Below are 21,278 nucleotides of genomic sequence, written 5' to 3' on the forward strand. Positions count from 1 at the left end.
TCGGCTATGGTCGAGGGCGCTTTTAGAGGGGCTCCATCACGCCGTCCAACTTGCTCGCAATCTCCGGCATCACCCGCTCCGCCGTCCCCGTCACATGCGTCGAGTCCATCGCGGGGCGGGTCCATTGCGGGGCGGCGAGTTGCGCGGCGGCGGGCACGGCGAACGTTGCAGCGCCCATTACGGCGGCAAGCAGGGAAGTCTTCGCTATGGCAATCGATAGCTTGGTCATGACAATGTCCTCAGTACTTGCAATAAAGATGCGCGAGCGCGGTGGCTTGCGCGGAGAGTGGCGTGCCGTCGTAGTCGACCAGCTGCACTTCCCAGTGGGCACCCAAGTCACGGGCGCGGCGGGTGAAGGCGGAAGCTTTGGATGACTCAAGTTGGGGAATCAGATAAATCAGTGGCACGCCGGTGCCGGTGCCCAACGGCCCGCAGGCGGGTTTGGGCACGATGGCGGCGTGGCTGACCAGCACGGTCGAGACGAGCACGTAGCTGGACAGCAGGTCGTCGACGCGGCCCCAGACACCGAGCCGGCACAACAGCCCGGTGCCGCTGGCGGTGTCGGTGGCGATTGCGCCGTTGGGGGTGCAGGCATTGCCGGTGGCCGCCAGGGAGGCGAGCGCGCGCCATACGCCCTGGCTGCACACTGCCAGGCCGCCTGACGCGGTCCGTGCGTATTCGGCCGAGGCACCCGCCGCCAAGGAGATGGTGCTTTGGCAGGCTTGGTCCGGGACGGCAAGGTCCCGCAAGCCAAGGCGTCGCGTCGAGACGTTTCCTTGGGCTACCGCGTCCTGGCCATCGACCGTCAGCGCCAGGCCCTGGGCGGTGGCCAGCAGCATCTGCCCCGCATTGACGCGCAGGGTCGGTGTGGCGTCGGCGGTATCGAAAACCGTGCCTCGCCGCGTCGACAGCCCGGCGTCGGCGTGCACGCGTTGGCTCGACACGATGCCAGTGACGGGGTTGATGACGACGCTGTCGCCTTGGTCGGACACGAACGCGCCGGTCTTGGCGTTGAGCTTGCCCGCGCAGCGCAGGGTGATCGACCCATCGGGATTGGCCGCGACGCAGGTCTGTCCATCGGGGCCGCGCAGGGCGAGCGTATTGTCCGCAGTGATTTTGCCTTTGACGGTCAGGTCGCCACGCAGGTCGGGGTCGCGGCGGTCGCGCAGGCGGACGAATTCGTTGAAGAGGGTCGTATCCAGGCTCGCGAGAACCCCGACGATCCCTGGCACGCCACCCAACGGGTTGGGTACTGAGAAAGCCGTGCCGCGCATGATGGCGGGCTGTTCGGGATAGACGGCGCCGCCATGCCCCGCCGTGGCCATCATGACTTGCGCGATCAGATCGGTGTTGGGCGCGGGCGATCCGGGCAATTGCACGGGCGTGCTCGTATAAGCCAGCGCGTCCAGCCGGCAGCCGGTGCCGGGGCAGGTGCCGGACATCGCTATGCGGGTGGCGACGCTTTGATTGAGGGGTGTCAGGTCAGGGAAGCCGCCCTGCAGAAGACCCAGGGCGCGCAGTTCCGCCAACCTTGGCGCGTAGGGATTGGCGACGGCCGATACGTCTGACGCGCCAGGCGTCGAGCTGAGCCGGTCGTAGTGGCGCACGAGGTAGGTGTCCAGCGCGCTCTTGACGGCAAGCAGGTAGGTGCCGGTGGCTTCGGCAGCGGCGTCGTGAACGCCTTGCAGAAGTTTGCCGACGGACAGCACCGTGACGATGCTCAGGATGCTCGCCGTGATGGCCAGTTCGACCAAGGTGAAGCCGCGCTGAAGTGACGGTCGCCGTCCCGCCGCCGGATTGGCTGGCACTGGAAAGGTATCCGTCGGACGTGTTGCCCTGTTCATCGCCGTTCCTATCGCGCGGTGAACACGAAGCGGTTGCTGTCGCCGCCGGTGCACAGGGCTTCGGCGCCGGTCGCATCGTAGATGCCGATGGCACCGCCTGCCGCCGGCTCCTTGACCGTGGTGCCGTTGATCTGGATGCGTTCGGACACGCGTTGCAGCACGGCGGCCAGGCCGGGGCATGCGGCTTCGTTGACACGCGTGAAGGTCAGCGTGAACGCATCGCCCGCCGCGGTAATGCCGCCTGGGCTCAGCACGAGCAAGCCATCGGTTGCACCAAGACCATGGCGCACTGTGGCGTTGGCGCCCTGCCCTTCGACCGTCAGTACACTGCTGCTGCGCAATCCATTGGCAAGTTGCGCCATGCCGATACCGGCGTAGGGCGTCGGCCCCAGTCCTTGCATCGCGGACTTGCTGCGCGCGACGAAGCGCTGCAACTCCTGTCCCACGCTGGGCACCTTGTTTTCGATGATGTAGCCATTGATGGCGGGTATGCCAAGGATGGCGGCGATCAGGATGATGGCAGCCACGATGGCAATCTCGACCAGGGTGAAGCCCTGTTGACGGCATGGGGTGGCTGTCCTGGCAAGCGATGTGGGCACGGCACGCGCGGATGCCGAAGCGGGCGCGGCCGGCGCAACGCGCGCCGTTGCTGCAGGTGACGGATGACAAACGTTGGGCATGGAGGCTCTCATCGACTGGAGTAGAAACGGGTCATCGCCATACGCATGTCGTTGACGACGGCGAAGTGCCAGAAAAGAATGCCGAAGAGCACCGCAACAGCCACCAGCAGCATGACCCACCGTGCCACTGCGGCCTTGCGGGCGACGTCGTGCACGGCGCGGGTTTCGACGCGGGACCGGGCGCGGAGCAAGGCATCATCCATGCCGCGCGTTGCGATCAGATCGGTCAGGAACCACAGGGTCTCGCGATCGACGACACCGGTATCAAAGGTCGCGCTGCCCACCTGGCCGTCGTCGATGCGCGCAATCATCTGTTCGATGTGCCACCGTTGCCATGCGTTGGCGCCGACGGCCTGCACCTCGAGCACGTCACGCAATCCGGGGCTGACGTTGCCCCGCTTCTTGACCAGGGTGGCCAGCGACGCCAGGAAACGGATGCCCTGGAAGTCCCGGTACAGGCGCCAGATCAGGTGCTCGTCCAGCCAGCGCCGAACCGGGCCGACCAGGTTGGGCAAGGACCATGCGATCAGCCACAGCAAGCCCGCGCTGGTGATCGCCAGCACCATGGCCCAGGCTTCGATGAAGTCCGACAGGCCGTAGAGCCGTGCCGCCTGGCGGCCCACGAATTCCGCCGGCAGCATGCCGAACGCCTGCTTCAGGCGGGGCACCGTGAACGCCGGGATGGCAAGGACCGTGGCGACCATCACCACCATGGCCACGACGCCGACCGCGGCAGTGCGGATAAAGGTGCTTTGCGCCAGTTCCACGATACGCGTCACCGCGGCCACGTCACGCAGGGTCTGCTCGAGTGCGCCTGCCCCGCCGCGCTGCCCCATGCGGATCAGCACCAGATCGTCATCTGGCAAGGTGCCACGGAAGGTCTCGTACAGGTCGCCGCCGACCTCCTGATGCAGATCCGCCCAATGGTGCGACAGGATGCCGCGCGGGTGCCGCCGGCCATAACGATCGGCATCGCTGCGGAAGACGTCGCGCAGGGTCTTGCGCCCGCCCGTGCCTTCCATGACATCGGCCAGGTACTCGTAATAGTCGGCGCGGTCCTTGCGGAACGAGACGGCTGCCAGGCGTGCCGGCGACAAGCGATGCCGCAAACGGGTGAGCAGCGTCATGACGCGTCCCTTGCTGCCGCCCGCCCTGGCGTGGCCGCCGACCGCCGGCTGGCGAATGCCGTGATTGGCCGGCGAGCCACCCCCACGGCTGAGCGTGCGCGGCGCGTCTGGTGCGACCGCTGCAGCGCCACCGTCTCGAAACTCATGAAGCGTGGTTCGATGTCGCGCGGGTCGACCTCCCCCACCGAGGCTTTATAGACGGCGCATTCCATTGCGGTCTTGCCCGTCATGTCGGGACTCGTGAAAGGAGTACTTCGGTGCGAGAGGAAATGCGCGCGCAGGCCCAACGCGTCGCCCTTGCGGATCAACCGCAACACCGTTTCGTCCGTCGTGGGTTCAATCATCTCGGCCACGACGGTGCGGCCGCTGATGCCGCTCAGCTCGGGCAACAGTTCTGTCCGGCAATGCGTGCACCCTTCCGGATTGCGTATGCGCAAGGCGTTCACGTCGATGCCATACAGACGGACCAGACGCTCGGCATAACGCTGCCAGTAAGCGGACGCGTCCCCATCGAATAGCGATGCGAACGGCAGACGGCAATGCGGGCACAGGGTTGGCAGCAGCGTCTGGTAGACGAGCAACTTCAGGATGCCTGGGGTGGCAAGCAGGTCGCGCGATATGCCGATGAAATCCGACGACAGGCGGTCGGGAATCAGGATGGCCGAGCCCGCGTGGGTGGTGGTGTAGAGGTTGCTGCCGGAACTGGCCAGGTCCATGAAGGCACGACCGGTTTCGTGATCGCGGATCTCGCCGATCAACAGATCATTCATGGCAGACCGCTTGATGGTCTTGAGCTTCGCGTCGAATTCCCCGCTGCCGCTTCCATCAAGCGTGCGCGTCACGGTGTTCTGCAGCGCGTTCGGTATCAGGTATTCGACCGGATCTTCCAGCGTGATGACCTTGCGCGTCCTGGGCACCATCGACATCATGGTTGCGATGGTCGTGGACTTGCCCGACCCCACCACCCCCGCCAGCACCACCGCGCCACCTTCCGACAGCAGCGCGCGATCGATCAACGCGATCTGACTGGGCAGATAGCCCAGCGAGGCAAAACCATCGAGCTGCATCTCGGCATCCAGATGCAGAATGCGCAAGGTTACGGACGGCCCGCAATCCGCCGACAGGGACGCCCATCGCAGCATGTAGCCGCGGTCATCGACTTCATGATGAATGCGCCCTTGCTGTTCAATGGCCGGGTCGAAGACGGCGCCGTTGCCGCCCTGAATGTCCATGTAGGCCACGGCAAGAACCTCCATCAAGGTGGCGGTCTGCATGCGCTGGAAGCGGTATGGCGTCACGTACTTGCCGCCTACCGTGTACTTGATCTCGGACTCGGGCTCGAGCAGACGGATGTTGATGTGCAGGTCGCTGGCGCCGTGCCGCACGCCCCACGCCACGATGTCATGGAAAGCCGCCGCCATCGAACTCTTGAGCGGGTCCATCAGCACCCGCCGCCGGTTGCGCAGGGTATCGCCGGTGATCTGTTCCCTTGCGATCGAAAGCAGCAAGGTGGCGGGAACGACGATGCGCGACGCCTGCGCCAAGGGCCGCGGGCGGCGGCGCACCATCCGTTCGATCTCTTCGATGTGCTCGCTGTCGACATACTCTTCGACCGTCAGGATGGCGACCGACCCGTCTTCGAATTCCACGGGGCATAGCTTGTTGACCAGAGTTCCGATGTCGAACTCGGCGCGTAGGGCGCGGCGGAACGCCGGCGACAGACGCGCCAGTGCGTCACGGCTGTCGATCCGTATCGGGGGCGCGGGCGGTGCCGTTGTCGTGGTCGTCGCCGAAGGCGCCAGCACGTCGGATGTGGGCTCTGCCAACTGGATCGGCGACGTCCCGAGCGACAGGGCGGCGTAACGGGGTTTCCGGCCAAACAGGTTCATGGCGTTCTCTGCAAAATCGTGGAAAAAAGGAAAACTCAATCCAGGGGAAATCACTTCGGGATGGATGGCACGCCGGGCGCCGCGCCATGCGGCGGAAGCATCTGCGTGCCGAGAGGGAAAGTCATGGACGTTCCGGGCGAGCCTGGAAAGCCCGCCGCCGGCGCCATCCCCGCCGCATAACACGCCACCCGTGGCGTTCGCTCTCCGGACCGCGTCAAATGCACGCACAGGTCATCGATCTTCGCCAACTGGAACGAGCCCGATCCCGTGCCCGAAGCGGCGTTGCGTGCCTGCGCCTGGCCCTGGCGAAAGTGCAGCCGTTCTCCGTTCACCAGCACATCGGCTTGCAGCGCACCGGCCAGTCCATAGATGGCTGCAACCGTTATCCGGTCGGGCCGCTTGACCGGCGGCGTCATCACATTGGCCGCAGGCCGGCCCGACTTTGCGCGCTCCGCTTCAAGCGCGCGTTCGGCATCCAGGCGCAACATGTCCCGAACCAGGTTCAGCTCGGTTTGCGCCCGCGGACTGCTTGCCGGCAGCGACGCGCCAGCGAGCAGAAGCAGCAGACCAGTAAGCGCCAGGTGCCTGCATCGCAGAACGCCCGTCGGGAGCCTCCCTTGCAGAGCCCCCTTCCGGTGCGCGCAGCACAATGCCCCATCCGGCCGGCGGATCCTCGCCACCGGCGCATTGGCATGACCCGGGCAAAAACCTTCAACAACATCGACATCAACGAAGTGCATACAAAGTTCCTTGCAGGCTGGCCATCCAGCGGCTGCGGTTGAGTGCGGGTTCGGCGGTCTCGTGCAGACGGGCATCCAGAAGGCGCCAAGCCACCTGTCCTGACAGCGATGCCGGCACCAGGGCGAGCGATCGCAGCGGCCCATCGAGCGACAGCGACCGTTCGTGGACCGAGGGCATGCCGGGCAGCGCAGGCATGGGCACACCAAAGCCGTCGACAGGCGGCTCGATGCGCAACGCTGTGGGTTCCCCGATCGCAATGGAGGCGAAAGCGGGCAGCACACTTTGCAGCTGGCTGAAGGTGTTGGCGTCGTGGGTGGAAAGGGGCTGCAAGCGGTCGATGGCGAGCGGCTCGGCGCCGTCCGCCAGCGCGAACGATGCGGTAACGCCATCGAGCGGATGCCAGCTTTCGGTCCACCCTTGCGGCCGGGCCGCCAGGAACGTGGCATTGGTCGCGCTACGGCGTTGCCGCTGGTAATGCGCCCCGCACTGCCAGCCAACGGCGGTGTGCGGCTGACATTGCGCGCCGCGCAACTGCCATCCGCCGAGATCCATCGGCAAGGCCACGATGGCCGCCAGCACGGCTGACACGCCTTCGTCGGTGTGCACGCGCGTCTGGGAAGCCAGACGCGCAAAGGCCTCGCGCCAGGCCACTTCGGGCGAAACACCCGACAAGGCGGAAGGACCTGGCTGCGCCGCCGAGCGCCAGGACCGGATCAGGTCCCACCCGGCCCGTCCGCCAACTGTCAGCATGCAGGCCGCCAGCGCCACGATCATGGGCGTGGGAATGACCCGGCCCACTGACCGCAGGCTGTTGGCAGGCGACAGTTGCGCGCCCAGTTGCGTCAGGTCGAACGGTTCGGCCGGCGACGCCGGTACCTGGCCATGAAGGGTCAATGCGGCCCCATGCCGGTCCATCAATGCCTGCAACGCCACATGCGCATCGGCAGGCGTGGCATACACGCGGTCCGTCTGCGTCAGCACCTTGCCTTGGTGGGCAGCCACCAGCCATGCGCGGCCATCGGGCAGATCGACGCAGCAGGCATGCAGCCCGCGTGCATGCCCCTGCGCAAAGGCCAGCGCCGCGCAATACCGCGTCGTGCCGCGTGCGGGCCGGTCTCCGCGCGGAAAGCGCAGGACGCCCACCGCCTCGGCACGCTCGCCGCCATGCGCGTAATGCGTGGCGCGGTGCTCGCGGGCCTTCTTTTTGCGCGCACCGTCAATTCGCTGCCCAGGATGGTGTGCCAGCGCAAGCCGAGCACCAGTTCGGCGCTACGACCTGGCAGCGCGACGACGGCATAGTCGCTGGACATCAGAAGCCCTCCTCGACCTGCGCGGTGACGATGACTACCGTCGTTGCGCGCTGTTTCGTCGCCTTGCCCGATCCGCCAAACAGAATCGACGCGTCTTCATCCACCCGCCGGCGGTCGTATTGCGCATGGCTGCGGTCAAAGCCGGAAATGACCACGGGCTGCCCGGGCCGCAGTTCGACCTGCTGGACCGTGCCCATGCCTTCGATGGTCTTTTGCTGCAGCTGGACCTGGTTGCTTGACGAGCCGAAGGTCAGCGTCTTGAGCGGCTGCGCGACGGTGTTGTCATAGGCGATCGACAGCAGGATCTGCCCATCGTCCTGAGCATCGGGGATCAGCGTCAGGAAGGAACCGACCGTCTCTTCCTTTTGCGTGACCGAGGGCGCCGTTGACGTCCCGGCCGACGAGGCGACGGTGGTGACCTGCACCTGATCGATGTAGCTGAAGGTGGTGCGCACCGCATGCGTGACGGGCCGGCGGTTCAACGTCTGCAGCGGCACCGACGTGCGCCGCACGATGGTGCCGACCTCGCTGATGGCTTTGATGACCAGTGCGGTCCCTTCCCATTCACGACGCCCCGAGGCCATCGACGAACCGGCTCCGGCCACGCTGGATACCAGCGACGTCAGGGGCGACAGCCGCAAGGCCGCTTCGGTGCGCGCGTACAGCACGTTCCAGTCGATGCCTTGCTCATTGCTGTTGTTGGAGACGACATCGACCTCTTCGAACACCAGCCGCACGCGCCGCGTCAGCGCCTTGTTCTCGCGATCCAGATAGGTGGCGACACGATCGAGGGCATCCCGGGTATCGGTTACGACGACCAGCCCCGATGCATCGTTGTTTGCCACGACGACGCCTGCGCGGGTCAGAAACGGTTCGAGCTTGGCCTTAACGGCGTCGATGGGCGAACCGCCTTCGCTTTCGATCCGTGTGCCCGACGAACTTTCGAAAGCGCCGCCGGACGTCTTGCCGCTGCGACCCAGGCTGGCCGAGGCCGACGACTTGAGCGTCAGCGCGCGCACGTCGAACACCCGCGTTTCGGTGCGGTAGAAGCGGATCACCGAATCTTCGTATTTCCAGTAGACGCCCAGGCGATGCGCCGCCAGGTCCAGCAACCGCGGCAAGGGATGTGCGCCGATCGGCACGGCAACCGTTGACGACATGACCTGCGGGGATGCAGACGCAGCGGACGGCGCCGCCGCGCCCCCGGCCGCAGTGGCCAGCCGCGGCGAAAACCCGTCGGCCGGCAACAAGGCTTCGGGTGAAATCCTGACCTGTATGCCGGTGGCAAGAAACACTTGTTCGCCCAGCGTGACCAGATCGACCCGGCCGCCCGGGAACATCAATGCGGTCTGCACGTCGCCCCGCAATGCCGCCGGCAACGAGACCTCGCGCGCCACCGGCTGGGGCGCGCCCGCCAGCCAGGGACGATCGACTTCCTGCTGCGCCCGGCGGGCACTCGCGGCGGCCAGCTTGGCGTCGAAGCCCGCGCGCAGCGCCGCCGCATCGGCCGCGGCGCTTGCGGCTTGCGTGTCGACCTGCTGCCCAAGCCGCACGTGCGCGCAGCCGGATAGCACGGTGGCCGCCACGAGGGGCAGCAGACGGAAAGACACCGTGTTCATCGCTTGCTCGCCACGGTTGCGGCGCGGTTGCAGGCTTCGGCCAGAGGCACGACGCGCAGGACCTGATTCGAATAGAAGCAGGGCTGCAACGGCCGGGTCGACAGTTCCGTGGCGGCGAGCAACTCGCGGACGGCGCTTTTGAAGTCGGCACCGAACGAGGCCGTTCCGGCCAGAGGGATATCGACATCGACGGTCCAGTGCTGCGGATCGAACGACCAGCCCGCCAGCTTGGCCCATCGGCTCAACACGGCACGCATGGTGGGATCGGCGCTCGACGCATCGAAGGCCACGGACGAGCGCACTGGCGCCGGAGTGGCGTAGGCGGTGTGTGCGGCGTAGGCGGCGACGGCTGCGGGCCGCGTCGGCATCGCCTGCCCGCCCGCCGCCGCCGTCCGGACGCCCCGCGCATCGGACGAACCGCTTCTGCCGCCCGGGCCTGTGCCCGCCGGTAGCGGCGCCGCGCCACGTCCTTGGCTGATCAGGCCCGGCGAGCCACCTGGCGAGTCCGCCGAAGAAGATGACCACGCCGTGTCGTCGGCAACGACGAGCGCATTGCCGCGCGCAACCGTTGTGCCCCGGCCATCCCTTGCGTCCCCCTCGTACTGCGCGGCCGAGACCACGCTGCCGATACGCATGATCCATTCATGGGCCGTGCCCGCGAGCACGACATACCCACCGCGCAGCGTGCTTGGCACGAGCTGTTCGCCGTCGTCCCCCACGCGGAAAATCGCGGGCACCGTCTGGCCTGCCTTGAACTGTACAAAGGTGGATTGCCCGTCATCGAACACCTGCACGGGCGCGACACGGCGGTCTCCGGACACGCGGTACGCAAAGTCGTACAGGCCCGGCGCGGTGGCTTGCGCGAGCACTGGCGACGCGGGTAACAACGGGATTAACAGACTGGCAACAATGAAGCGCATGACCATGGACATTCCTTGCGATGACAGCGCCATCGCAAGGGCAATGCGATAGCATGGAGCCATCGTGCCCGACCGCCGCAACCACCCGGAAGCGGGTCAATTACGTACCTTGGGACGCGTTTTGTCCTAGGTCCCCAGCACTGGAATTTGCGCGCATGCGACTTCTTATCCTGTCCGATCTGCACCATGAAACTTTCGGCGGCGAACGCCCGATTCCCGCGGCGGACGCCGATGTCGTCGTCCTGGCCGGCGACATCCACACGCAACGTAACGGCCTGGCATGGGCGGCGCGGCGCTTTCCGAATACGCCCATCATCTACGTCGCGGGCAACCACGAGTACTACCACGCCCACCTGCAAAAACTGGAAGCGCAACTGCGCATGGACGCGCGGCGCCTGGGCATCCACTTCCTGGAAAAAGACGCGGTGATCATCGATGGCGTGCGCTTTCTGGGTACGACGTTGTGGACGGACTTCGACCTGTACGGACCGCAGGGCTCCGTCGCGGCGGCCAACATGGCAAGCCAGGTCATGCCCGACTTTCGTATCATCGAAACTGACGACGGCGACTACACGCCTTTAATGAGCGTGGCGCGTCATCGGCAGTCCCGCAACTGGTTGCAGATGCAACTGGATACGCCCTTTGAAGGCAAGACCGTGGTCGTCACACACCATGCGCCCAGCGCCCGGTCGGTACCCGAGCAGTTCAAGGGCGACACCCTGTCACCGGCGTTTTCATCGAACCTGGACGCGATGGTCGAGCAGGCGGATCTATGGATCCACGGCCATACGCACACCTGCTTCGACTACCGCGTCGGAAGGGGCCGGGTCGTCGCCAACCCCGGCGGCTACCCCAATGAAAACGCCGCATTCGATGCGGCGTTGGTGGTGGAAATCTGACTGGCAGGTCAAGCGCCGGACAAAGGCGAACTGGGCATCCCGTCATGTCCGGGGTCCAACTGGCCTAGCCTTATGTGAAGTCAGGCCCGATCAGATCGATGCGATCCGTGCAGAACGCATCGACGCCCCACAACAACAGTTCGCGGGCCCGATCCGGCTCGTTGACCGTGTAGCAGAACAGCCCGTACCCCGCTGCCTTGACCTGCGCCGCCAGGCCGGGCGTCAAATTCCGATGATTGCAGTGCAAGGCGATCGCGCCCACCGCGTCCAAACGCGCCTGCCAATCCGCCGGCGGCGCAGACAACAGCAGGGCACGCGGAATGTCCGGCGCCGCGCACCGCGCCGCCAGCAAGGCATCGACCGAGAACGACGACAGCAGCGGTTTCAAGGCAAGGTCGTCAACGCCCGCAAACACCTCTTGCGTCATGCGCCCGACCACCGTGCCGGTCGCGACGTCGGCTCCCGGTGAGGGCTTGATCTCGACATTCATCCACACGCCTTGCTGACGCAACCACGCCACGACGTCGACATAACGCGGGACGCGCGCCAACGAAAAACGCGGGGCCAGCCAGCTCCCCGCGTCGAAGGTCGTCAACACGTCGGAAGGCAGGTCCGCAACCGGACCCGCTCCCGCCACCGTGCGGCCCAGCACATCGTCATGCATCAACACCGGCACGCCGTCACCGGCCAGCATCACGTCGAACTCGACTGCGACGTGCCCATGAAAAACGGCGGCATCCATGCCCACCAAGGTGTTCTCGGGAGCCAGGATACCGCCGCCGCGATGGGCCACGACCCGCGGATAGTGCCAGCCCCGGGGGCCGGTCCATGCACGGGTGCGGTCACTGTCATCGCGCCATCATGCTTACTTGCTGCTGCGTGCCGCCGGCTTCTTGGTCGCCGCGGCCGTGGCCGGTCCGGGCGGATTCATCAGCAGCGAAGCGCGCGACACGCCATCATCCAGACCTTGTTTCGGCGGCTTCTTGCCGCTCCAGACATCGTCCAGTTCCTCGTCGAGCACGCGGCTGACGGCGTAATAGTTGTTCAGGCGGAAGCCGCGCGTGTATTGCGCCGGCACGGCCGCCATTTCACGCACGACGCTTTCGGCGCCCGGAATGCTCTTGTAGTACGAGACGCCGGACGCGCGGTACGCCGCTTCGGTCAGCGGAAGGAAGCCGGTCTTCTGGCTCCAGTCCGCCGCCACCACGGGCGAGGCCAGGTAGGCGATGAACTGCGCCACGGCCTTTTGTTCGGCGGCCGAATGGCCAGCCAACGCCCACAGCGACGAACCGCCCACGAAGGGGTTGCTCGGCTTGGTGGCTTCTTCTTCGTAATAAGGCAACGGCGCGACGCCATACGAGAACTTCGCATCGGCCTGCACCTTGGCCAGCGCGCCGGTTCCCGTGGTCAGGATGGCGCATTCGCCGGACGCAAATTGCGCATCGGCCTGGTCGCCCTCGCTACGCACCGGGAACAACTTGCTGCGCACCCAGCTCATCATCAGCGCCAGATGGCGCACGTGCAGCAGGTCGTTCGCCAGCAGGACCGCGCCGTTCGAGCCGTCCAGCCCATTGTTCTTCGACGCATAGGGCGTGTTGTGCAAGGCCGACAGGTTCTCGAGATGGATCCACGTCTGCGAACTGGTCGCGTACGGGCAGCTGACGCCCGCACCCGACAACGCGATCAGGTGCTTCTGCATGTCACGCCATGTCTTCGGCGGCGCGTCGGGGTCCAGACCGGCTTGCTTGTACAGGTCGCGGTTGTACATATAGACCGGCGCTTCGGCCATGAACGGCAGGGCCAGCAGGCGGTTCTTGGAATCGCGCATGGTGCCGGTGGTCTGCGGCAGGAACCAGCGCAGATCCTTGATCGGATACTTGTTCAGCAGTTCGAACATCGGCAGCACGGCGCCTTGCTGGGCGATCAGTTCGGGCGAATGGTTGTCGCTGATCTGGATCAGGTGCGGCTGGCGCTTGGCGCGGATCGACGCGATACCGTCCTGGATCAGCTTTTCCTGGGTCGGTTCGGTACGGACCTTCACGGTGAAGCCGATGTTCTGCGCGTTGAAGCGGTCCACCAGCGCGTTGAATTCCTGGGACTGCTCTTTATTGAGCGCGTGCCAGACTTCCAGTTCGATCGGCCCGCCGCTGGCGGGCTTGGAACCGTCGGCCGCCAGCGCGGAGCCCGCGGCGGCTGCCGCAGCGGCGCCACCGGCTGCCGCGGCAGCCTTGCCCTTGCCCGTCGACTTGGCGGGGGCCGCGGCCTTGGCGGGCGCCGCCTTCGCGGCCGGCTTGGCGGCAGCCTTGGCCGACGGCTTGGCTGCCGGCTTGGTCTGCGCCTGGACAGCCGACAGGCCGCCCATCATGAATATGGCGGCCGCCAGGGCGGAAACGCCCGCGGAACGCCACGAATTCGGTTGCTGCATTGATCCGTCTCCGAATGGGGATATGGAGTTATAGAAAAGGGAAATCGACCTCGGGACGGCGCCCGGAGATCAGATCGGCAATCGCCCTGCCCGAACCGCATCCCATGGTCCACCCAAGGGTGCCATGGCCCGTATTCAGATAGAGATTCGGCAATTTGGTTCGCCCGATCAGCGGAACGTTCGACGGCGTGAGCGGCCGCAGGCCCGACCAGTACGACACCTTGTCGAAATCGACCGCGTCGGGAAACAGCTCGCGGGTCAGCCGGGTCAAGGCTTCGCAGCGCGTCGGATTCAACGCCCGGGAATAGCCGTTGAGTTCTGCCGTGCCCGCGACCCGCAACCGGTCGCCCAGACGGGAAATCACGACTTTGTGCGCACTGTCGGTCAGGCTCACTTCAGGCGCCCGGAGGGGGTCGGTGACCGGAAAGGTCGCCGAATAGCCCTTGGCGGGATACACCTGGCAAGGCACGCCCAGCGGGCGCACCAGCTCTGGAGAGTAACTGCCTACTGCCACGACAAAAACGTCGGCGTCGAGTTTACCGTAAGCGCCGGATGAGTCTATGGTTTCCACTGCCACAACCCGCCCCCTTCCGCAATCAGCCGTGTGGCCTGGGTCAGGAAGCGAAAACGCACCCCGGCCAGCTTGGCCTTGTCGGCCAGGTGCTGGGTGAACAGATGGACATCCCCGCTTTCATCCGCGGCCGTATAGTCGCCGCCAACGATCGCCTGCCGGTGCGCGGCCAACGCCGGTTCGATGGCCAGCACCTCGTCGGTCGACAGCACCCGCCGGTCGACGCCCACGTCGCGCATCATGTCGGCCGCCTTCTGGGACGCCTCGAACTGCGCTTCGTCGCGGTAGAAATTCAGGATGCCCCGTTCCAGATGGTCGTAGTGGATGCCCAGTTCGCGCCGCATGCCCTGCAGCGTGTCGCGGCTGTACTGGGCCAGGCTGACCAGGGCGCGGATATTCCCGGGCAGGCGGCCGGGCAGGCATTCGCGTAGAAAGGCGAAGGCCCACAGCCATTGATGAAGGTCGGCGCGAGGCCGGAACAGCAGTGGCGCGTCGGGCTGGGTCAGCCACTTCAAGATCTTCAAGGGGGCATCGGGATTGGCCCAGGGTTCGGCGTACGAGACCGAAATCTGGCCTCCATTGCCGAAGCTGGTCTCTTGCGCCGGGCCGAACTGCCGGTCGACGACGGTCACGTCGTGCCCTGCCCGGTTCAGCCACCATGCGCTGGCAGTGCCGATAATGCCACTGCCAAGTACGACAACTTTCATCCTGACTCCTGGTGCGGACCGCTGAATGTGGACTCCCTGGGGCGGCCGCCTTGCGCCGACATTCTAGACCCGTCCGCGACTCGTCACGCCGCGTGCCAGCGGTTATGCTGACGCCAACGCAAGGAACCCGCTTGGAAACCCTACTTCAGCAAATCTTGAACGGCCTGGTCCTGGGCAGCGTCTACGCGCTGGTCGCACTGGGCTACACGATGGTCTACGGCATCCTGCAACTCATCAACTTCGCCCATGGCGACGTGCTGATGGTGGGCGCCATGACGGCCATGGTCACGGTCCGGTGGGTCATGACGACGTTTCCTGACCTGCCCGGCCCGCTGGTCTTGCTGGCCGGACTGGCCGCCGCCATACCGACCTGCATCATCGTCAATGTCCTGATCGAGCGGATTGCCTACCGGCCCTTGCGCAACGCGCCGCGGCTCGCGCCGCTGATCACCGCGATCGGCATCTCGATCATGTTGCAGACCATGGCCATGATCGTGTTCGGCCGCGAATACCACCAGTTTCCCAATCTGTTGCCGAGCGAGTCGATCAACGTGGGCGGCGCGCTGGTCACGCCCACCCAGATCGGCATCCTGGTCATCGCGGCGCTGGCCATGCTGGGGCTGACCCTGCTGGTCGAGCGCACCCGGCTGGGCCGAGCCATGCGCGCCACCGCCGAGAACCCGAAAGTGGCCGCGCTGATGGGGGTCAACGCCAACCACATCATCGTCATGACCTTCGCGCTGGGCGCCGCGCTTGCCGCCCTCGCTGGCGTCATGCTGGCGGCCAACTATGCCGTCACGCACTTCTACATGGGCTTCCTGCCCGGGCTGAAGGCGTTCACGGCCGCGGTGCTGGGCGGCATCGGCAACCTGTACGGGGCGATGCTGGGCGGCCTCTTGCTGGGACTGGTGGAATCGCTGGGCGCCGGCTACATCGGCGACCTGACGGGGGTTTCCTGGGCAGCCACTACCAGGACATTTTTGCCTTCATCGTGCTGATTCTGGTGCTGACCATCCGGCCGTCGGGCCTGATGGGTGAACGGGTGGCGGACCGCGCATGACCGACGATCGCAAACGACACCTGTGGCTGGGCGCATTTGGCGTGCTGGTCATTGCCCTGCCGTGGATCATGGGATCGTTCGGCAACAGCTGGGTCCGCATTCTGGACATGGCGCTGCTGTACGTGATCCTGGCGCTGGGCCTCAACATCGTGGTGGGTTTTGCCGGCCTGCTCGATCTGGGCTACATCGCCTTCTATGCCGTAGGCGCGTATCTGTACGCGCTGCTGGCGTCGCCCCATCTGGTCCAGAATTTCGAATGGATCGCGCAGATGTTTCCCGATGGCCTGCACCTGTCGGTGTGGCTGGTACTGCCCCTGTGCGCCGCCGTGGCCGCCCTGTTCGGCGTGCTGCTGGGCGCGCCGACGCTGAAGCTGCGCGGCGACTACCTGGCGATCGTCACGCTGGGGTTTGGCGAGATCGTCCGGATCTTCATGAACAACCTGAATGCCCCGCTCAATATCACCAACGGTCCGCAGGGCATTTCGCGCATCGACCCGGTCAGCCTGTTCGGCACGTCGCTGGCGGGTCAACGCGGCAGCCGGGGCATGGTCGAGATCTTCGGTTTTTCCGTGTCGGGCCTGACCGCGTACTACTACCTGTTCGTGGCGCTGGCGCTGGTCATCCTGGTGATTTGCCTGCGCTTGCAGAACTCGCGCATTGGCCGCGCCTGGGTCGCCATCCGCGAAGATGAAGTCGCGGCCAAGGCCATGGGCATCAACACCCGCAACCTCAAGTTGCTGGCCTTTGCGATGGGCGCGTCGTTCGGCGGCGTCGCGGGCGCCCTGTTCGCGGCCTTCCAGGGCTTCGTCAGTCCGGAGTCGTTTACGTTGATGGAATCGATCGTGGTGCTGGCCATGGTGGTCCTGGGCGGCATGGGCCATGTGCCTGGCGTGATCCTGGGGGCCTTGTTGCTTGCCGGCCTGCCCGAGTTCCTGCGGCACTTCATCGTGCCGGTGCAGGAAGCGATCCTTGGCCCGGGCGGCGCGATCCTGGATGCCGAAGTCGGCCGGACGCTGATCTTTGGTCTGGCCATGGTGCTGGTCATGCTGTTCCGGCCCAAGGGGCTGTGGCCCGCGCCCTTGCATGGTGTCGGGCGCGCGGTGCCCAAGGCGGCGCAAGCCAACGATACGGTGAACAGCCTATGAGCACGCCTTTGCTCAAAGTCGCCCACATCAACAAGCGGTTCGGCGGCCTGCAGGCCCTGTCGGACGTCGGCATGGAAATCCAGCAGGGCCAGATCTACGGCCTGATCGGACCGAACGGCGCGGGCAAGACCACCTTCTTCAATGTCATCACCGGCCTGTACCAGGCGGATACCGGCAGCTTCGAGCTGGGCGGCCAGCCGTACACACCGTCCGCCGTCCATGAAGTCGCCCAGGCGGGCATTGCACGAACCTTCCAGAACATCCGCCTGTTCGGCGACATGACCGCGCTGGAGAACGTCATGGTCGGGCGCCACGTCCGGACCCGCGCCGGCCTGTGGGGCGCCATGCTGCGTACCACCGGCGTGCGGCGCGAAGAAGCGGCCATCCGCGAACGGGCCATGGAACTGCTGGACTACGTCAAGATCGCGCACTACGCCGACTTTCGCGCCCGCACCCTGTCCTATGGCGACCAACGCCGGCTGGAAATTGCACGGGCGCTGGCCACCGATCCCAAGCTGCTGGCGCTGGACGAACCCGCTGCCGGCATGAACGCCACCGAGAAGGTCGGCCTGCGCGACCTGCTGGACCACATCCGCAGCGATGGGCGCACGATTCTTCTGATCGAACATGACGTGAAACTGGTGATGGGACTGTGCAACCGCGTGACCGTGCTGGATTATGGGAAGCGTATCGCCGAAGGTACGCCCGCCCAGGTGCAAAGCAACCCGGCCGTCATTACCGCGTATCTGGGCACCGGCCAACAGGGGACGCCATGACCGATCTGGCCTCAACTTGGCCCCGGCCCCCGGGGATTGCGACCGACGTCGTGCTCGACATTTCCGGCCTGCAAGTCGCCTACGGCGGCATCCAGGCAGTCAAGGGCATTGATCTGCAGATCCGCAAAGGCGAACTGGTCACCTTGATCGGCGCGAACGGCGCCGGCAAGACGACGACACTCAATGCGATCGCGGGCTCACTGACGCCGCTGAAAGGCGAGATCGCCTACTTCGGTTCATCGTTGAAAGGGCGCCGCACCGACCAACGCGTCGCTGACGGCCTGGTCATGATTCCTGAAGGCCGCGGCGTGTTTGCACGCATGACGATCACCGAGAACCTGCAGATGGGGGCGTACCTGCGCAACGATACCGCGCAGATCGCGCGCGACATCGAACGTATGTTCACGCTGTTTCCCCGCCTGAAAGAGCGCGCAGCGCAACTGGCCGGGACCATGTCTGGCGGCGAACAGCAAATGCTGGCCATGGCGCGGGCCATGATGAGCCAGCCGAAGCTGCTGCTGCTCGACGAACCGTCGATGGGCCTTGCGCCCATCATGGTCGACAAGATCTTTGAAGTGATCCGCGAGATCGCCGCCGAAGGCGTCACGATGCTGCTGGTCGAGCAGAACGCCCGGCTGGCGCTCATGGCCGCGGATCGGGGCTATGTGATGGAATCGGGCGTGATCACCATGGCAGGCGACGCCAGGGGCATGCTGGACGACCCGAAGGTTCGCGCGGCGTATCTGGGCGAGGACGTGGACGGGATGCCGGTTGCCCCCTGAGTGGGCCGAGGATGCGGCCGGCCAGGGTGCGGCCGGCTAAGCCATCGCAACGTCGCGTTTGCCCGGGTAACAGATGGCAATTCCAGGCCCGGCCGCCAGCGGGTCCGTGCTACTTCTCTCGGCATAGACCCCGATCGTTACGGGGCATTCGTTGCCGGGAGACCGTTATGCCTATCTCGATGAATTCATCTGCCATTCGCCAGCCACGCCATGACCACAGGATCGGCGTGCTGACCCTGTCGGTGGTGCTGGCCTGCGCCGCCTGGACCGTGTCCGCACATGCGGACACCCGTGCCGACACCGTGACCCCCGCTCCGGCAGCCCGCGTGGCCGCCGCCGAAAGCCGCAGCTACAACATTCCGTCCGGCACCCTGCCGCAGGTACTCCAGGCCTTTTCGCAGCAAGCCGGGGTGCGCGTGTCGTTCGACGCCGCGAAGCTCAGCGGCCTGACCAGCCCGGGGTTGCAAGGCCAGCACACCCCCCAGGCTGCACTGGATGCGATCCTGGCAGGCAGCGGCTACGTGTCGAAACCCGAGGGCGATGCCTTCGTCCTGGTCCCTGCCCCGCCCGCGTCCGCGATGCTGAGCCAGCCGGTGGCTAGGGCTGACTAGAAGCGCTCAAAGTATTGCCTGCAAGCCTTTGTCGGCAATGATGTTCAAGAGCTTGAGTGCAGGGCCTGCTGGCCGGCTTTCTCCCTGTTCCCATTTTTTGACGGTTGACGCTGTCGTGTGCAAATGGTGTGCAAACACGGGTTGACTGACATTCAGGCTTTCGCGCAAGGCCTTGATGTCAGCGGCGCTGAAGGCCCTGACAGGTGCAGGGAAGCGAGTCTGGAACTCGCGCATCGTTACCTTGTTGATGGCGCCGGCCTGGAGCAACGCATCCATGTCCTCGCGGACGGACTCAATGATCCTGCTCGTCACACTCGATCTCCAATAAAATCCCCTGCTCAATGGCAGCGTCGAAAGCGGCTGGCATCAGGTTCAGCAACACCTGGCCCAAATGCTTCAGCGCGAGCAGTTCGTCGTTGTTGATATTTCCAACGTCGCTTTTGGCGAAGCCTTCCAGGAATACGGCCCGGTGCGGCATTCGCGCCGAAATCAGCACACGGAAACCATCGCGTTTTCCGCTATGTGGCCGTGCCACGCGCTTCTTGTACAGATCGCCGCCGAGCCTTGCATCGACCAAGCCCCGTTCCATCTCTCCAATCGCATGACATAGCTCGACATCCGTAAGACGTTGGCACGCCTGCCATCGCGCGAAGCGTTTTCTCTTTACCACTCGTCGCTGCATGTTGCCTCCAATATACCCGCTACGGGTATATCTTTCACACCTGACACACACCCTCAAGCCGAGGCTCGTCGGGAGCACAGTCGGACAACATAGCGTAGCCAGGCCCATCCAGGAGGGGTCGCCAGGACACCAATGTCCAGGTTTCACGCCCGTGCAGACCTGCGCATCGCGACCCGTTGCAGCAATGACATGTCATGCACGCCCAAAAAAACGCGCCCCGAAGGACGCGTTTCTCATTCCACTGACAGCAATTTACTTGCAGATCCGCTCCACCAGCACGTCCAGCTGCTTCAGCATGCTGTCCATATCCTCGGCGCTGACGTTCAGCGCGGGCATGAAACGGAGCAGGCTGGGACGTGGGGCGTTGAGCAGCAGGCCCGCAGGGTTCTGATCGCGCGCGGCGTCGACGATGGCGGGGCCGTGGTCGGTGCCGAGCTTTAGGGCGCGGAGCAGGCCCATGCCGCGTTCGCCCTTCATGCTGTACTTTTCGGACAGCTGCAACAACCCATCGGACAGCTGCTTGCCGCGGGCATTGACGCCTTCCAGGAAGCCCGGCGCGGTAACAGCGTCGAACACGGCGATGCCGACGGCGGTCATGAGCGGGTTGCCGTTGTAGGTGCCGCCCTGGTCGCCGTGCTTGAACACGCACACGTCCTGGCGCGCCAGCAGTGCCGCCAGCGGGGCGCCGCCGCCGATACCCTTGGCCAGGGTCATGATGTCGGGCGTGATGCCGAACTGCTGGTATGCGAACAGCGAACCGGTGCGGCCCATGCCGGTCTGGACTTCGTCGACGATCAGCAGCAGCTTGTGCTTGTCGGCCAGCTGACGCAGCGCCTGCATGAATTCCTGGGTGGCGGGAATCACGCCGCCTTCGCCCTGCACGGGTTCGAGCATGATGGCGACCGTCTGGTCATCGACCAGGGCTTCGACCGACGCGATGTCGTTCAGGTCGGCCTTGGGGAAACCTTCGACCTGCGGCGCAAAGATGGTGCTCCAGCCAGGCTTGCCCGATGCCGACATGGTGGTCAATGTGCGGCCGTGGAAGCTGTGGTCGAACGTGATGATCTTGAACGCGCCGTTCTTGTTGACCTGCCCCCACTTGCGCGCAAGTTTGATCGCGCCTTCGTTGGCTTCGGCGCCGCTGTTGGCAAAGAAGACGCGGTCAAAACACGACGCGCCGGTCAGGCGGTCGGCCAGTTCCACCATGGGCTGGTTGTAGAAGGCCGGCGACGGGTTGATCAGCGTGCGCGCCTGCTTGTCCAGCGCGGCGATGATTTCTGGCGGGCAGTGGCCCAGGGTGTTGACCGCCCAGCCCTGGATGAAGTCGAGATAGCGCTTGCCCGCATGGTCTTCGAGCCACGACCCCTGCCCTCGGACGAACACGATTTCCGGACGCTGCGTGATCTCCATAAGGGCGTTGACGTTGAACTGGCCGAATTCCATGACTAAAACTCCTAGGTGCCCGACTGGGCGAATGACACAACGAAATG

General features: G+C 65.4%; 19 protein-coding genes and 2 pseudogenes. 6 read left to right on the forward strand and 15 right to left on the reverse strand.

Annotation, left to right across the window (positions count from 1 at the left end):
* Positions 1-22 precede the first annotated feature (22 nt).
* The 9 genes from ACNANG_RS06595 to ACNANG_RS06635 form a co-directional block, all read right to left on the reverse strand.
* A complete protein-coding gene (locus tag ACNANG_RS06595; RefSeq protein WP_420226515.1) occupies positions 23-229 on the reverse strand; it encodes a hypothetical protein in 207 nt (68 codons plus the stop codon).
* 10 nt (positions 230-239) lie between these two features.
* On the reverse strand, positions 240-1,844 hold the full coding sequence (locus ACNANG_RS06600; protein ID WP_420226516.1) for a type II secretion system protein: 1,605 nt from the start codon (positions 1,842-1,844) through the stop codon (positions 240-242).
* Between the two features lie 8 nt (positions 1,845-1,852).
* Positions 1,853-2,524: a type 4 pilus major pilin gene (locus tag ACNANG_RS06605; protein ID WP_420226517.1), complete on the reverse strand. Its 672-nt coding sequence runs from the start codon at positions 2,522-2,524 to the stop codon at positions 1,853-1,855.
* A gap of 8 nt (positions 2,525-2,532) precedes the next feature.
* Positions 2,533-3,651 carry a hypothetical protein gene (locus ACNANG_RS06610; protein WP_420226518.1) on the reverse strand — a complete coding sequence of 373 codons (1,119 nt, stop codon included), beginning with the start codon at positions 3,649-3,651 and terminating at the stop codon, positions 2,533-2,535.
* Complete coding sequence (locus tag ACNANG_RS06615; protein ID WP_420226519.1) at positions 3,648-5,540, reverse strand: GspE/PulE family protein; 1,893 nt, start codon at positions 5,538-5,540, stop codon at positions 3,648-3,650. Before ACNANG_RS06615 ends, ACNANG_RS06610 begins: the two co-directional genes overlap by 4 nt.
* Before the next feature lie 50 nt (positions 5,541-5,590).
* Positions 5,591-6,028, reverse strand: a complete 438-nt coding sequence (locus tag ACNANG_RS06620; RefSeq protein ID WP_420226520.1) for a hypothetical protein — start codon at positions 6,026-6,028, stop codon at positions 5,591-5,593.
* Positions 6,029-6,266: 238 nt separating this feature from the next.
* Positions 6,267-7,526, reverse strand: coding sequence for a hypothetical protein (locus ACNANG_RS06625; RefSeq protein ID WP_420227469.1), 1,260 nt, complete (start codon positions 7,524-7,526; stop codon positions 6,267-6,269).
* 64 nt (positions 7,527-7,590) lie between these two features.
* A complete protein-coding gene (locus ACNANG_RS06630) occupies positions 7,591-9,210 on the reverse strand; it encodes a hypothetical protein (protein WP_420226521.1) in 1,620 nt (539 codons plus the stop codon).
* The gene (locus ACNANG_RS06635) at positions 9,207-10,136 is read right to left on the reverse strand and encodes a TrbG/VirB9 family P-type conjugative transfer protein (protein ID WP_420226522.1); all 930 of its coding nucleotides are present in this window, start codon (positions 10,134-10,136) and stop codon (positions 9,207-9,209) included. Before ACNANG_RS06635 ends, ACNANG_RS06630 begins: the two co-directional genes overlap by 4 nt.
* A 149-nt stretch (positions 10,137-10,285) precedes the next feature.
* Between ACNANG_RS06635 and ACNANG_RS06640 the strand changes: the two genes are divergently transcribed.
* Positions 10,286-11,029, forward strand: coding sequence for a metallophosphoesterase (locus ACNANG_RS06640; protein ID WP_420226523.1), 744 nt, complete (start codon positions 10,286-10,288; stop codon positions 11,027-11,029).
* A gap of 70 nt (positions 11,030-11,099) precedes the next feature.
* Here the strand turns inward: ACNANG_RS06640 and ugpQ are convergent, their stop codons facing one another.
* From ugpQ to ACNANG_RS06655, 3 genes and pseudogenes are all read right to left on the reverse strand, one after another.
* Entirely contained in the window at positions 11,100-11,822 is a 723-nt protein-coding gene (gene ugpQ / locus ACNANG_RS06645; RefSeq protein ID WP_420226524.1) for a glycerophosphodiester phosphodiesterase, read from the reverse strand.
* Positions 11,823-11,894: 72 nt separating this feature from the next.
* A complete protein-coding gene (locus ACNANG_RS06650) occupies positions 11,895-13,454 on the reverse strand; it encodes an extracellular solute-binding protein (protein WP_420226525.1) in 1,560 nt (519 codons plus the stop codon).
* A gap of 28 nt (positions 13,455-13,482) precedes the next feature.
* A pseudogene (locus ACNANG_RS06655) lies at positions 13,483-14,732 on the reverse strand (D-amino acid dehydrogenase).
* A gap of 131 nt (positions 14,733-14,863) precedes the next feature.
* Between ACNANG_RS06655 and ACNANG_RS06660 the strand changes: the two are divergent.
* The 5 genes and pseudogenes from ACNANG_RS06660 (at position 14,864) to ACNANG_RS06680 (ending at position 19,106) form a co-directional block, all read left to right on the forward strand.
* Positions 14,864-15,792 (forward strand): annotated as a pseudogene (locus tag ACNANG_RS06660) (branched-chain amino acid ABC transporter permease).
* The gene (locus tag ACNANG_RS06665; protein WP_420226526.1) at positions 15,789-16,937 is read left to right on the forward strand and encodes an ABC transporter permease subunit; all 1,149 of its coding nucleotides are present in this window, start codon (positions 15,789-15,791) and stop codon (positions 16,935-16,937) included. The pseudogene ACNANG_RS06660 and the gene ACNANG_RS06665 overlap by 4 nt, the downstream one beginning before the upstream one ends.
* Positions 16,934-17,713 carry an ABC transporter ATP-binding protein gene (locus ACNANG_RS06670; protein WP_420226527.1) on the forward strand — a complete coding sequence of 260 codons (780 nt, stop codon included), beginning with the start codon at positions 16,934-16,936 and terminating at the stop codon, positions 17,711-17,713. The genes ACNANG_RS06665 and ACNANG_RS06670 overlap by 4 nt, the downstream gene beginning before the upstream one ends.
* Before the next feature lie 50 nt (positions 17,714-17,763).
* Positions 17,764-18,495 (forward strand): ABC transporter ATP-binding protein, encoded by a 732-nt coding sequence (locus ACNANG_RS06675; protein WP_420227470.1) that lies wholly within the window; start codon positions 17,764-17,766, stop codon positions 18,493-18,495.
* A 167-nt stretch (positions 18,496-18,662) separates the two neighbouring features.
* The gene (locus tag ACNANG_RS06680) at positions 18,663-19,106 is read left to right on the forward strand and encodes an STN domain-containing protein (protein ID WP_420226528.1); all 444 of its coding nucleotides are present in this window, start codon (positions 18,663-18,665) and stop codon (positions 19,104-19,106) included.
* Positions 19,107-19,112: 6 nt separating this feature from the next.
* Here the strand turns inward: ACNANG_RS06680 and ACNANG_RS06685 are convergent, their stop codons facing one another.
* The 3 genes from ACNANG_RS06685 to ACNANG_RS06695 all read right to left on the reverse strand — a co-directional run bounded on the left by ACNANG_RS06685 (position 19,113) and on the right by ACNANG_RS06695 (position 21,231).
* On the reverse strand, positions 19,113-19,382 hold the full coding sequence (locus tag ACNANG_RS06685) for a helix-turn-helix domain-containing protein (RefSeq protein WP_420226529.1): 270 nt from the start codon (positions 19,380-19,382) through the stop codon (positions 19,113-19,115).
* A gap of 16 nt (positions 19,383-19,398) precedes the next feature.
* Complete coding sequence (locus ACNANG_RS06690) at positions 19,399-19,788, reverse strand: type II toxin-antitoxin system RelE/ParE family toxin (protein WP_420226530.1); 390 nt, start codon at positions 19,786-19,788, stop codon at positions 19,399-19,401.
* 252 nt (positions 19,789-20,040) lie between these two features.
* Positions 20,041-21,231 (reverse strand): acetylornithine transaminase, encoded by a 1,191-nt coding sequence (locus ACNANG_RS06695; RefSeq protein WP_420226531.1) that lies wholly within the window; start codon positions 21,229-21,231, stop codon positions 20,041-20,043.
* Positions 21,232-21,278: the final 47 nt, after the last annotated feature.

Origin of the sequence: Pigmentiphaga litoralis (assembly GCF_048632615.1) — a bacterium.
In the GTDB taxonomy this organism is placed as follows: Bacteria; Pseudomonadota; Gammaproteobacteria; order Burkholderiales; family Burkholderiaceae_B; genus Pigmentiphaga; species Pigmentiphaga litoralis_B.

Bases quoted from the DNA above. Each gene is read 5' to 3' on its own strand.
- ACNANG_RS06595 (WP_420226515.1), bottom strand. From the start codon at position 229: ATGACCAAGCTATCGATTGCCATAGCGAAGACTTCCCTGCTTGCCGCC.
- ACNANG_RS06600 (WP_420226516.1), bottom strand. From the start codon at position 1,844: ATGAACAGGGCAACACGTCCGACGGATACCTTTCCAGTGCCAGCCAAT.
- ACNANG_RS06605 (WP_420226517.1), bottom strand. From the start codon at position 2,524: ATGCCCAACGTTTGTCATCCGTCACCTGCAGCAACGGCGCGCGTTGCG.
- ACNANG_RS06610 (WP_420226518.1), bottom strand. From the start codon at position 3,651: ATGACGCTGCTCACCCGTTTGCGGCATCGCTTGTCGCCGGCACGCCTG.
- ACNANG_RS06615 (WP_420226519.1), bottom strand. From the start codon at position 5,540: ATGAACCTGTTTGGCCGGAAACCCCGTTACGCCGCCCTGTCGCTCGGG.
- ACNANG_RS06620 (WP_420226520.1), bottom strand. From the start codon at position 6,028: ATGTTGCGCCTGGATGCCGAACGCGCGCTTGAAGCGGAGCGCGCAAAG.
- ACNANG_RS06630 (WP_420226521.1), bottom strand. From the start codon at position 9,210: ATGAACACGGTGTCTTTCCGTCTGCTGCCCCTCGTGGCGGCCACCGTG.
- ACNANG_RS06635 (WP_420226522.1), bottom strand. From the start codon at position 10,136: ATGGTCATGCGCTTCATTGTTGCCAGTCTGTTAATCCCGTTGTTACCC.
- ACNANG_RS06640 (WP_420226523.1), top strand. From the start codon at position 10,286: ATGCGACTTCTTATCCTGTCCGATCTGCACCATGAAACTTTCGGCGGC.
- ACNANG_RS06650 (WP_420226525.1), bottom strand. From the start codon at position 13,454: ATGCAGCAACCGAATTCGTGGCGTTCCGCGGGCGTTTCCGCCCTGGCG.
- ACNANG_RS06665 (WP_420226526.1), top strand. From the start codon at position 15,789: ATGACCGACGATCGCAAACGACACCTGTGGCTGGGCGCATTTGGCGTG.
- ACNANG_RS06670 (WP_420226527.1), top strand. From the start codon at position 16,934: ATGAGCACGCCTTTGCTCAAAGTCGCCCACATCAACAAGCGGTTCGGC.
- ACNANG_RS06680 (WP_420226528.1), top strand. From the start codon at position 18,663: ATGCCTATCTCGATGAATTCATCTGCCATTCGCCAGCCACGCCATGAC.
- ACNANG_RS06685 (WP_420226529.1), bottom strand. From the start codon at position 19,382: ATGGATGCGTTGCTCCAGGCCGGCGCCATCAACAAGGTAACGATGCGC.
- ACNANG_RS06690 (WP_420226530.1), bottom strand. From the start codon at position 19,788: ATGCAGCGACGAGTGGTAAAGAGAAAACGCTTCGCGCGATGGCAGGCG.
- ACNANG_RS06695 (WP_420226531.1), bottom strand. From the start codon at position 21,231: ATGGAATTCGGCCAGTTCAACGTCAACGCCCTTATGGAGATCACGCAG.